Below are 12094 nucleotides of genomic sequence, written 5' to 3'. Positions count from 1 at the left end.
GCTTTTTTTAAGAATTGTTTATATTATTTTTTAGTCGTCATAATTTTTTGCATAAGCTAGTTTGAGAACTTCGTCAGGTAATTCATTTTCCCAGCGAGCTACAACTACTGCAGCTACACAGTTACCAATTAAGTTACAAGCTGTACGAGCCATGTCAAGAATACGGTCAACACCAAGGATAATACCAATACCTTCTACTGGTAAGCCAAAGGCTGCAGCTGTTCCAGCAATAACAATCAAGGATGCACCAGGTACTGCCGCAATACCTTTTGTTGACATCATAAGAGTGACTAGCATAACTAGCTGAGTAGACATTGGGAAGTCAATATTATATACTTGGGCAATAAAGATAACTGCCAATGCACTATATAATGTAGAACCATCTAGATTAAAAGTATATCCTGTAGGTAATACGAAAGTAACGATATGTTTAGGAACACCAAACTGTTCTAATTTTTCCATAGCAATCGGCAATGCTGCTTCACTAGATGCAGTAGAGAAGGCAATCAAGATTGGTTCTTTAATTGCTCTTAACAGCTGGAAGAAATTCATCCGAATGATAAGAGATGCACATGCTAAAAGTAGAATGATAAACAATATTAAAGCGAAATACAAAGATCCGATGAGTTTAGCTAGAGGAATCAGCATACCTAAACCAAATTTACCAACTGTAAATGCGATTAAGGCAAATACGCCAAGAGGAGCCAACTTCATTACATACCAAGTAAATTTAAACATAATTTCAGCTACGCTGATCGCAAGATCAACTACAGGTTTTCCTTTTGCTCCCATGTGAGCTGCCGCTACACCAAAGAAAGTAGAGAATAAGATGATTTGGAGCATATCACCGCGACCCATTGCATCAACAATATTAGTTGGAACAATGTTAACGAACATGTCCACCATACTAATGGTTTTCTTGGCTGCTGCTGCAGCGCTGCTAACATCAGTTCCGGTTGCAAGAGCAACACCAACGCCCGGTTGGAAAGTATTTGCAACAAACATACCAACAAATAATGCCAGTGTAGTTGCTACTTCAAACCAGATAATCGCTTTCGCACCTAAACGGCCCAGTTTTTTAAAGTCACCAGTACCTGCGATACCCATGATTAAAGAACTGAAAATTAGAGGTACAACAATCATCTTGATCATACGGATGAATGCGTCACCAACTGGTTTTAATGCTTGGCCATAGGCAGGGAAAACATAACCGAAAACAATACCTAGAATAAGAGCGATAAAAATTTGAGTTGTAAGACCTATACCCTTTTTACCTTTTTCCATAAAGCAATCCCCCTTTTAATTTGATATCTTGTTACTAAGGATAATATATCGATCAAGGCATTGCCTTGGTCAATGTCTTTTGCGTCCAGTTTGGGATTGTTGCAATATTAACTGCGTTCAGTATAATATAGAGACTATTAGTAAACTACAGCAAACAACAAAAAGTTATTATGCAATTCTGAATTATTATCATGCAATTCAGAATTGTAAAGAAATAGTATGCATTGTAGTAGGGGTTCTACTCTTAGCTGTCGAAATAGTAAAAGAAGAGGACTGGAAAAGGAGATTGTTCAAATTGGTTTCTTTCTTAGAAAAAGTGAATAAGGTCAGCAATTTTATCAAAGAAGTATGGGAAAAAAAGAAACCCTTATTAAGCACAGTGTTGCTTGTAACCTTAACTAGCATAGTATATATTTATCCTTTTGGTAGTTACTTTCGTTTTACCTTAGCTATTGTATTATTGACAACCTTCTTATTATTCTTTGAACAATTACCCATCGTTTCTGGCACAGTAATCACAGGATTGGTAATTTTAATTTTTCGGACAACAATTGACTTTTTATCGGGTGCCAATAGCTACACAGGTGCCATTTTAACGAATTTACCTGCTTTGGCATATTATATTTCCTTTGGTTCCTTGTTTTATCTATTATCGGTTCGCGATCGTACCGATAATATACTGGAATTGATTCTGCTTTTAAGTATGACTGATATTATCAGTAATGTGGTAGAGCTTCTCTTCCGTTCAGAGTTAATCCCTGCTAAATTTGCTCTGATTCTACCCAGTATTATAGTAGTAGCGGTTGTAAGAGCGATTTTAGCTACCATTGGTTACTATGTGTTAAAACAGTATCAATCTTTCATATTAGCTAATGAGCAAGCAGAACGCTACATTGAACAGACTCTTATGGTAGCCAAATTGAAGAGCGAATTATTTTATCTTGAGAAATCATCCCAAGACATTGAAGATGTTATGGAAAAAGCCTATTTACTTTATACACAATTGAATTCTCAAAAACAAGAAATCCATCAAGCCCAGCCATTATTAGCTGACCAGGCTTTAGGAGTTGCAAGAGAAATTCATGAGGTGAAAAAAGATTATTACCGTGTTAAGACAGGAATTGAAAACATTCTCAAGACAACAAGTAAGGCGCAAGAGATAAAGCTGTCTGATATTTTGTATATTATTGAACAAAATACGATACGCTACCTTAATGTCATAAATAAAAAAATTAGTGTGACCTATGAACAAACAGAAGATTTTATTACCGACAGGCATTATACTTTAGTCTCTATACTGGACAACCTACTTATCAACTCCATTGAGGCCTGCGGTGACAATGGAATGATTAGAGTGACGGAAACCACATCAAAGGATGAGGTGTTTTTTTGCGTAGAAGATAACGGCACGGGTATTGATCAAGAAGAGTTTGATTTGATTTTTAACCCCGGCTATTCCACAAAATTTTCACCACGGACTGGTAAAATATCAACTGGGCTTGGTTTAGCTCATGTGAAAGATTATATTGAATTATTCGGTGGTACTATTCGGGTAGAATCGAATCCGGGTATATGCACTAGGTTTTTTATTGCACTTCCCCGCTCTAGTATAATCGTAGAGGGAAATGACATGAATAAATAGCAAATTTAATAATTCATTCCAATTCATAGTATTAGCTGTTAGTGAAACAACAATTCGGAATTTGGGATTGGTATTTTTTTTATTAGAAAGTAGGTGCGTTACAATGTCCTTACGTTTTGTAATTGTGGATGATGATGCTGGTATCTGTAGGATACTTCAACGAATTATTAAACAAAATGAATTAGGAGTCGTAATTGAGGAGTGCAATGATGGATTAAAAGGGGAAAAAGTGATACAAGAATGTCAGCCTGACATTGCACTAGTTGATTTACTGCTGCCAGGACAAGATGGCGTAAAATTAATTGAAAAAGTGACAGCAGCCGGAACGAACACCTCTTTTATTATGGTTTCAGAGGCCACTAGTGAACAGCTAATTACCCAGGCTTACAAAGCGGGGATCGAATTTTTTATACATAAGCCAATTAATGTAATCGAAACTGTCTCTGTTATTAATAAAGTGCGAGAACATCGAAAATTGAAACAGCTTATGTCTTTAATGCAAGAGACCATTTCACAGTTTTCCCATGTTCGGACAGTGGATGAGGGGGCTAAAAATACACAAAAGAGCCGTATTTACAAAGTGTTCTCGGATCTAGGAATCATTGGGGAGGCGGGGGTAAAGGATATTTACCGGATGGTACAGTTACTTATTAAGCAAGGAACGGAAAGCAAGTCCTATCAATTAATTGATATATATCAGGAAATGGCAGAAGAATTAGGACAAGATGCAAAATCCATTGAACAACGTGTGCGACGCACCACTATGAAAGGGCTGCACAACCTTGCCAATGTTGGAATTGATGATTACTATAATGAAACATTCCAATCTCATAGTTCTTCCTTATTTGACTTCAAAGAGGTAAGGCAAGAAATGAATTTTATTCAAGGAAAAAGTCAATACCGTGGAAAAATCAATGTAAAGAAGTTTATTGAAGGTTTATTGTTTATTGCTGAACATTAAAGCTCGATCCTGGCTACTACCTGAGTGTAAGTAGTTAGGATCATTATTTTTGTATATATTTAATTGAAAATTTAAAATTTTATAAAATTGTCTACTTAGGTTGGAAGGATTTACAAAAGTACTGAAGAAATACTATTTAATTGTCAAATTGACGATTAAAAATTTTTAAAGAGGAGTGGTATTATGATTAACAAACGCATCCTAGGAATTTTCGTTACATTATGTCTACTGGTTTTTAGTTTTCAAGCTGTCGTGCTTGCGGCAGAGGCCCCAGCAAAACCTAATATTGTAATTCTTGCGACTGGAGGCACCATTGCAGGTGCAGGTGTTACTAGTACCACAACAGTTGGTTACACCGCTGCTGTAACCCCGGTAGACAAGCTTATTTCCAACGTTCCTGAGCTTACAAAGGTGGCAAATGTAAGCGGAGAGCAAGTGGCTCAAATTGCTAGTGAAAGCATGACAATGGACATTTGGCTTACTTTAGCAAAACGCGTTAATCAACTTCTTGCTCAAGATAATGTAGATGGTATTGTTATTACTCATGGTACTGATACATTAGAAGAAACTGCATATTTCCTTGATTTAGTGGTAAAAAGTGATAAACCTGTTGTCCTAGTTGGATCCATGCGTCCTGGCACCGCTATGAGTGCTGATGGTCCTCTCAATCTGTACCGTGCTGTAATTCTTGCTGGTACAAAGGAAGCTGCTGGTAAAGGTGTAATGGTTATGCTTAACGATACCATTAATGCTGGTCGGGAAGTAACAAAGACAATTACGGACCGCGTAGATACCTTCCAAGCTCCTATTATTGGTGCACTTGGTGTTTTCACGGGTGACAAACCTGTATTCTATCGCCAATCCTTACGTAAAAATACTACTGCTACAGAATTTGATGTTACGAACTTGACTACGCTACCTCGTGTTGATATTGTTTACCACTATGCTGGTAACGCTGGTACGATGATTGATGCTGCTGTACATGCAGACGCAAAAGGTATTGTCCATGCTGGAACTGGTGATGGTAGTATTGGTAAAGCGGAATACCCAGCAATTGAAAATGCTCTTAAAAAAGGTGTAGTAGTAGTAAGAAGTGCTCGCGTTGGCAGCGGCATTATTGCTCGCAATGGGGAAGCAGATGATGATAAATATGGTTTCATCGCTAGTGATAACTTAAATCCTCAAAAGGCCCGCATATTATTGATGCTAGCGCTCACCAAAACAAATGATGTAAAAGAAATCCAACGGATGTTTTGGGAATATTAAAAAGCTTTTAAGTAAATTCTAAATAGAAGAATAGCTAAAAGTATAAAGGGTCCATGTTACCAGCCTAGTGCTGAGTTAACATGGACCCTTTATTTGATAGGTATCCTAGTATTTAATAATAAAATCTATGATTTATTTATAGAACAAGGATACAAAATTAACAATTAGATTTTTCAGATTCTTTACCCAATTTAGTAAAAAAGATATTGCCTTTTGTTAAAAGATATGACATAATAAGACATGAACAATAAATTGGATCAATGGATTAATCCAATTTGGAAGGTGCAGAAATGATTTTACAGCGAGTGGGTATTCCAATCTATTTGCAGATTAAAAGTTATGTTTTGGACAAAATAAAATCTGGAGAGTATCTTCCTGGAGCCAAGATTCCAACTGAGCGAGAATTATCCACTATATTGGAAGTCAGTCGGAATACTGTGAGTGCCGCGTATAAGGAATTGCTGCTTGAAGGTGTGCTGGAAGCACAGCAAGGGCGGGGAACTTATGTGAAAAACACTACTGATGATGCAAACGACACAGTAGTGGGCGGCAAAAGAGAACGACTGGTTAAAATTATTGATGAGGCAATGTCCAAAGTAGTAGAACTAGGTTTTACAGTGGATCAATTTGCTGCTATTGCCAGTATACGAGCTATAGAGAAAAATCAAGCAGTAAAAGAGCTGCGAGTAGCTGTCGTCGACTGTGCTTCAGAATATATTCAACGTTTTATTAATCAGATTGGGCAAATTGCAAATGTGCGTTTTGAAACGGTAATATTATCTGAATTAGTAGCAGGAAAAATACCTATTGAATTATTACAGGCATGTGATTTGGTTGTTACTACTCTGGTGCACCAAACAACAGTAGTTGGTTTAATGGGTAATGCACACAAGGTCATTGGGGTAGCTACTGTACCAAATCTGGAAGCGGTTATCAAATTAGCTCGCTTACCTGCCAATACCCAAGTGCCAATTGTAGCGAAATCCAATGAATTCGTAGCTAATCTAAAGAAGTTATTGGAAAAAACGGCGATCAATCACCTAGATTTTAAAGTGATACAATCAAGTGACTATGCAGAGGTAAGTGCTTTTATTGCTGATTATAAGGTAGTAATTGTTAGTGAAGAGCGTGAGATGCTCGTACGCCAAATGGTTAGTGATGTTCACGAAGTTATTACTTTCTATTATGAAATTGATCGTGGATCTTTAAATCAGGTTATGATGAAATTGATTAGCCAGGCACTCTAAATGATGAAAATACTACATGTAGAATTTAATGACAAAGGAGTAGTTAGGATGGAAAACAGTAAAGTTAAAGTGGTTTTGGGAGTTATTGGAGCCGATTGTCACGCTGTGGGTAACAAAATTTTAAATTATGCGTTAAGTGCCGCAGGATTTGAAGTAATCAATTTAGGGGTACTCGTTCCACAAGAAGAGTTTGTAAATGCCGCTATTGAAACAGATGCAAAGGCTATTCTAGTAGCATCTCTTTATGGACATGGAGAAATTGATTGCCGTGGATTGAAAGATCGTTGTCGTGAGGCTGGTCTAGGCGATATTCTCTTGTACGTTGGTGGTAATTTGGTAGTTGGTAAAACTGATTTTACTGAAGTACACAATAAATTTATTGAAATGGGTTATGACAGAGTATATGAGCCAGGCATACTTCCAGATCAAGTCGTGATTGATTTAAAGAATGATTTAGGTATGTAAGGGAGTCTTTGTGATGAAAAATATTTTACTGATTGATTTTGGTAGTACCTACACCAAGATTACCGCAGTGGATATTGAAAAAGAAATAGTATTAGGTACTGCTCGTGGTATTACCACTGTAGAAACTGATATTATGGAAGGACTTAATCAAGCTTTAGGCGAATTATTTTCAAAAACTGGTAAGCTTGAATTTATAAAGGTATTAGGATGTTCTAGTGCAGCTGGTGGCTTGAAAATGGTAGCCGTCGGATTAGTCCCTGAACTTACAGCGGAAGCAGCTAAAAGAGCTGCTTTAGGGGCTGGTGCCAAGATAATGGGTGTTTATGGTAATGAATTAAATGAATATGAAATAAAAGAAATAGCTGATTTAAATCCTGAAATTATTTTATTGGCTGGCGGTACAGATGGTGGTAATAAGGAAGTTATATTGCATAACGCCAGAATGCTGACGAATCTTGGTAAAGATATTCCCGTCATTGTAGCAGGTAATAAGTCTGTAGCACCACAGGTTGTTAGAATTTTATCCGAAAGTATGACAGAGGTGGTACATACAGAAAATGTAATGCCTAAGCTAAATGAATTAAATATTGAGCCAGCCCGAGAAACTATCCGCGGTGTGTTTTTAAGACGTATTGTGGAAGCAAAGGGTCTCAACCGGGCGAATCAATTTGTGGACCGCATGGTGATGCCAACACCAGCTGCAGTGCTAAAGGCTGCTGAATTATTAGGAAAAGGTACCCAGTACGAATCAGGTTTGGGAGATCTTATGGTAATTGATATTGGCGGGGCCACTACGGATGTATATTCTATAGCCAAAGGTGATCCAACCAAAAACAATGTTGCCCTAAGAGGCCTGCCAGAACCCTTTGCTAAACGTACAGTAGAAGGCGACCTAGGAATGCGCTATAGCGCAACAGCCTTAGTCAGAGCAGCCAGTGTAAAAAGAATTGCAGATTATGCGGGCGTTTCTGAAGACGATGTAGCAGCCTATGTGAAAAAAGTTGAAGAAAATATCGAATATTTACCGCAAAATGATGTAGAAAGAAAAGTGGAAATTTCTATGGGGAGAGTTTGTACCTGCTTGGCGGTAGAACGTCATGTCGGACAACTTGAAACTGTATTTACTCTAGCTGGTTCCGCTTATGTACAAAAAGGGAAAGACCTAAGTGAGGTACAAACAGTGGTAGGAACTGGTGGTGTGATTGTCCACCATGAACAACCCAATGAGATTTTAAAAGGCGCGACATATAGCGAAAGTACACCGACTATGTTAAAACCAGGATGTCCTAAGTTCTTAATTGACGAAGACTATATTATGGCATCTATGGGGCTGTTAGGTGAAGAATATCCTGATATTGCAGTAAGAATGATGAAAAAATATATTGTGCGGAGGTAACAGTTGTGGAATTAAAAAATAAGAAGTGGACCCATGATGAATTTTATGCTGTACGCAAAGAGATTATAAATCATTGGCCAACAGGTGCAGATGTAAATTTTGAGGAAGCCGTAAAATATCATGAAACGATTCCAGCTAAAAAACATTTTGCAAAACGTTTAGTAAAAGCGAAAAAGAATGGTGAAACATTAACACAACCTAGAGCAGGGGTAGCGTTATTAGATGAACATATTAATCTTCTAAATTTCTTACGTAAAGAAGGGGAAGCTGATCTTCTGCCTACTACTATTGATAGTTATACTCGTCAAAATCAATACGAAAATTGTGCTAATGCGATTGAAGAAAGCATGAAAGCTGGTCGTTCTCTACTTAATGGCTTTCCTGCAGTAAATCATGGTGTTCATGGTGTACGTAAATTAGTAGAAAGTGTTGATGGTCCTTTACAAGTACGTCATGGTACTCCTGATGCTCGTTTATTAACGGAAATTACTTTGGCTGGTGGTTTTACCTCCTACGAAGGTGGCGGTATTTCCTACAATATCCCTTATGCAAAAAGTGTATCGTTAGAAAAAACAATTTTAGACTGGCAGTATAATGACCGCTTAGTGGGTATTTATGCAGAGCATGGTATTGAAATTAATCGTGAGCCATTTGGACCATTAACTGGTACCTTAGTACCACCTTGTGTTTCCCATGCAGTAGCTATTATCGAAGGTATTTTAGCAGCTGAACAAGGTGTTAAAAATATCACTTTGGGCTATGGCCAATGTGGTAACTTGTTCCAGGATGTCGCAGCCATTAAAGCATTGGAACAATTGGCTGAAGAATATTTAGCAAAACACGGTTATGGCGATTGTGTATTAACAACTGTATTCCATCAATGGATGGGGGGCTTCCCGCAAGATGAAGCGAAGGCTTTTGCTGTAATTTCTTGGGGTGCGGCAGCTGCTGCATTAGCGAAAGCTACAAAAGTTATCGTTAAGACTCCTCATGAAGCTTTAGGTATTCCAACCAAAGAAGCGAATGCTATGGGGCTTCGTGCAACAAAACAATTAATTAATATGCTGGCAGATCAGCCATTCCCTATGACTGCAGAAGTAGATATAGAAGTAGCGATGATCAAAGCGGAAACACGTTGTATTTTAGATAAAGTATTTGCACTTGGTAACGGAGATTATGCAGTCGGCAGCGTTCGTGCTTTTGAAGCAGGCGTACTTGACGTACCATTCGCTCCTAGCCAATATTCATTGAATAAAATTTTGCCAGCTCGTGATAATAATGGCGCTGTACGTTTATTTGATGTAGGAAATCTGCCATTCACGCAAGATATAATTGATTTCCATAAAGGTAAAATTGATGAGCGTGCTAAAGCTGAAGGCCGTAAAGCAAGTTTCCAAATGGTTATTGATGACATTTATGCCATTTCAAAAGGTCGCTTAGTCGGCAGACCTAACAAGTAAGATAAGAACAACAAATAATTAAGAATGACAGGTAAAAAGTACTGTACTTTTTGCCTGTCATCATGAAAATAAGTAGGGAGAGTGTAATAATGAAAATTGTAAACGTTGTATGTTCTAAAGGTCGTACAGGTTTTTATTTTGATGATCAACGGGCTATTAAAGCTGGTGCTCAACATGATGGTTTTACGTATGTAGGGGATCCCGTTACTCCAGGATTTCACTCTATTCGTCAGTCTGGTGAAGCAGTATCTGTTATGATTCTTCTGGAAGATGGACAAGTAGCATATGGAGATTGCGCAGCAGTACAATATAGCGGAGCAGGCGGACGTGATCCTTTATTTTTAGCAGAAGATTTTATTCCTGTAATTGAGCAAGAAATTAAACCTCGTTTAGTAGGACGTGAACTAAATTCTTTCAGAGAATTAGCTGAAGAAATTGATAGCATGAAAGATGCTAAATCAGGCAAATTAATTCATACTGCATTACGTTATGGTGTAACCCAAGCTATCTTAGATGCGGTATCCAAAGCAAAACATAAATTGATGTGTGAAGTAGTTGCTGAAGAATACAACACTACAGTTAGTGAAGAAGAAATCAACATCTTTACTCAATCAGGGGACAATCGTTATGATAACGCTGACAAAATGATCATCAAAGGTGCTCAAGTTCTGCCTCACGCTTTGATTAATAATGTAGAAGAAAAACTAGGTAAAAACGGCGAATTATTACTAGAATATGTTACATGGCTTAAAGATCGTGTATTGAGCTTGCGTACTAGCGAGTCCTATAATCCAGTACTTCATATTGATGTATATGGTACAATTGGCGCAGCGTTTAATCTTGATACTGAAAAGATGGTAAGCTATTTTGCAAAATTAGAAAAAGCTGCAGCTCCTTTGAAACTTAGAATTGAAGGACCTATGGATGTAGAAGATCGCGAAAAACAAATGTTAGCTTTAAAAGAAATAACAGCTCGCTTGCATGAAGAAAAAATCAATGTAGAAGTTGTTGCCGATGAATGGTGTAATACGTTAGAAGATATTAAATATTTTGCTGACAACAATGCTGGCGATATGCTGCAAATTAAAACTCCTGATTTGGGTGGTATTAATAACACTATTGAAGCTGTCTTGTATTGTAAAGAAAAAGGTGTAGGTGCATACCAAGGCGGTACTTGCAACGAAACTGATCGTTCAGCACAAGTTTGCGTGCATCTTGCTATGGCAACCAAACCTGTACAAATGTTGGCTAAACCAGGTATGGGTGTAGATGAAGGTGTAATGATCGTTTATAACGAAATGCAACGTATTTTAGCAGTGCGTCAGGCGCGTAAGGCATAATATATGAGAATGTTAATGCATGAACAACTAATGCACGCTAGTTATTTTGCACCAAGAGGACGCAATCGAATGTTTGTCTTGGGGCAGCAGATTAGCGAACGCTATTTGTCACCCCTTGATCGGCTAATTGGCATCGTAGGTGGTCCTGGTGCAGGAAAATCTTCCTTAATTAAAGGGATGTTTCCTGGGCTAGAATTAACAAATGATGATGATGGGGTGAATGTACGGCCTTTACCAATATTGAAAAATATTGAAAAAGATTTTTTTACCAGTCATACCTATCATATTGATGTTCGCTTCGAACTAGCATTCACACAAATTCATGTATTAGCAGAGGCGATAAAGCAAGCACTCTCTCACGATAAGAGGGTAATTGTAGAGCATTTTGATTTACTATATCCTATTCTGGGCATGAATGCAGATGTACTCTTAGGTGTAGGCGGAGAAGTAATTGTTGTTCGTCCTAATGTTTTTGGTCCTTTTCCCCAAGAAATTGCGGACGTGGTAATCAAGACATTACGATATCGTAAAATGGCTCATACAGCTGAAGATTTAACAGAAAGTATTTTGTTAAAAGACTATGGTGCTATTTTACCTTTCGGACATCGGGATGTTCATCATGGTTTTGTGTTAGAATATCCAGTAGAACTTGATGCGAATCTTAAAGAAGTAGAAAAAAAGGTCGGGGCCATCATTGATGAAGGTGTAAAGGTTTGTTATTCCGATGAAGGTCATATTCAAATTGGTGATGTTTCTTGGGCTTGCACAGGCCCTCGTACTCACGTACACAACACGGAAGATATTGAAGGCTTCCGATTAATGTATGAATATAAATATGATCCGAAAACCAAAACCTATCTCATTATTGGTTTAGTAGGACCTCAGGTGGAAAATCTCGATGGTTTTTCCGGCATGATCTATCATGCTTCTATGTAAAAGTGTATAATTAAGCTATAAATGGGTACTGTCTTCATCTTGAAGGCAGTACCCATAAGAGCATCAACATTAGAGTATATTTCGTTTTTTCTTATAT

General features: G+C 37.7%; 10 protein-coding genes. 9 read left to right on the top strand and 1 reads right to left on the bottom strand.

Translation table 11 applies throughout. The features are described 5' to 3' along the window. Window positions 1-30: 30 nt before the first annotated feature. Window positions 31-1284 carry a dicarboxylate/amino acid:cation symporter gene (locus UFO1_RS15365; RefSeq protein ID WP_038672191.1) on the bottom strand — a complete coding sequence of 418 codons (1254 nt, stop codon included), beginning with the start codon at window positions 1282-1284 and terminating at the stop codon, window positions 31-33. Between the two features lie 295 nt (window positions 1285-1579). Here UFO1_RS15365 and UFO1_RS15360 point away from each other — a divergent pair, with 295 nt between their 5' ends. The 9 genes from UFO1_RS15360 (at window position 1580) to UFO1_RS15320 (ending at window position 11997) form a co-directional block, all read left to right on the top strand. Continuing rightward, window positions 1580-2926: a HAMP domain-containing sensor histidine kinase gene (locus UFO1_RS15360; protein WP_236639215.1), complete on the top strand. Its 1347-nt coding sequence runs from the start codon at window positions 1580-1582 to the stop codon at window positions 2924-2926. Window positions 2927-3029: 103 nt separating this feature from the next. Further along, window positions 3030-3887 carry a response regulator gene (locus UFO1_RS15355; RefSeq protein ID WP_038672189.1) on the top strand — a complete coding sequence of 286 codons (858 nt, stop codon included), beginning with the start codon at window positions 3030-3032 and terminating at the stop codon, window positions 3885-3887. 186 nt (window positions 3888-4073) lie between these two features. Then, window positions 4074-5153, top strand: a complete 1080-nt coding sequence (locus UFO1_RS15350; RefSeq protein WP_038675275.1) for a type II asparaginase — start codon at window positions 4074-4076, stop codon at window positions 5151-5153. 290 nt (window positions 5154-5443) lie between these two features. Continuing rightward, window positions 5444-6400, top strand: a complete 957-nt coding sequence (locus UFO1_RS15345) for a GntR family transcriptional regulator (RefSeq protein ID WP_038672187.1) — start codon at window positions 5444-5446, stop codon at window positions 6398-6400. A 48-nt stretch (window positions 6401-6448) separates the two neighbouring features. Then, window positions 6449-6865: a methylaspartate mutase subunit S gene (gene glmS, locus UFO1_RS15340; RefSeq protein WP_038672185.1), complete on the top strand. Its 417-nt coding sequence runs from the start codon at window positions 6449-6451 to the stop codon at window positions 6863-6865. Window positions 6866-6878: 13 nt separating this feature from the next. Then, entirely contained in the window at window positions 6879-8261 is a 1383-nt protein-coding gene (gene glmL, locus UFO1_RS15335; RefSeq protein WP_038672183.1) for a methylaspartate mutase accessory protein GlmL, read from the top strand. A gap of 5 nt (window positions 8262-8266) precedes the next feature. Then, window positions 8267-9721, top strand: a complete 1455-nt coding sequence (locus UFO1_RS15330; RefSeq protein WP_038672181.1) for a methylaspartate mutase subunit E — start codon at window positions 8267-8269, stop codon at window positions 9719-9721. Between the two features lie 89 nt (window positions 9722-9810). Continuing rightward, window positions 9811-11061 carry a methylaspartate ammonia-lyase gene (locus tag UFO1_RS15325; protein ID WP_038672179.1) on the top strand — a complete coding sequence of 417 codons (1251 nt, stop codon included), beginning with the start codon at window positions 9811-9813 and terminating at the stop codon, window positions 11059-11061. Between the two features lie 30 nt (window positions 11062-11091). Beyond that, window positions 11092-11997 carry a lantibiotic ABC transporter gene (locus UFO1_RS15320; protein ID WP_038675273.1) on the top strand — a complete coding sequence of 302 codons (906 nt, stop codon included), beginning with the start codon at window positions 11092-11094 and terminating at the stop codon, window positions 11995-11997. Window positions 11998-12094 lie beyond the last annotated feature (97 nt).

The organism is Pelosinus sp. UFO1 (genome assembly GCF_000725345.1).
In the GTDB taxonomy this organism is placed as follows: Bacteria; Bacillota; Negativicutes; order DSM-13327; family DSM-13327; genus Pelosinus.
Note: the sequence above shows the minus strand (reverse complement) of the source record. Positions and strands in the feature narration are given on the sequence as shown.

What these genes read in the sequence shown, in the direction of transcription:
- UFO1_RS15320 (WP_038675273.1), top strand. Translation starts at nt 11,092, where the DNA reads ATGCACGCTAGTTATTTTGCACCAAGAGGACGCAATCGAATGTTTGTC.
- UFO1_RS15345 (WP_038672187.1), top strand. Translation starts at nt 5,444, where the DNA reads ATGATTTTACAGCGAGTGGGTATTCCAATCTATTTGCAGATTAAAAGT.
- UFO1_RS15325 (WP_038672179.1), top strand. Translation starts at nt 9,811, where the DNA reads ATGAAAATTGTAAACGTTGTATGTTCTAAAGGTCGTACAGGTTTTTAT.
- glmS (WP_038672185.1), top strand. Translation starts at nt 6,449, where the DNA reads ATGGAAAACAGTAAAGTTAAAGTGGTTTTGGGAGTTATTGGAGCCGAT.
- UFO1_RS15365 (WP_038672191.1), bottom strand. Translation starts at nt 1,284, where the DNA reads ATGGAAAAAGGTAAAAAGGGTATAGGTCTTACAACTCAAATTTTTATC.
- glmL (WP_038672183.1), top strand. Translation starts at nt 6,879, where the DNA reads ATGAAAAATATTTTACTGATTGATTTTGGTAGTACCTACACCAAGATT.
- UFO1_RS15355 (WP_038672189.1), top strand. Translation starts at nt 3,030, where the DNA reads ATGTCCTTACGTTTTGTAATTGTGGATGATGATGCTGGTATCTGTAGG.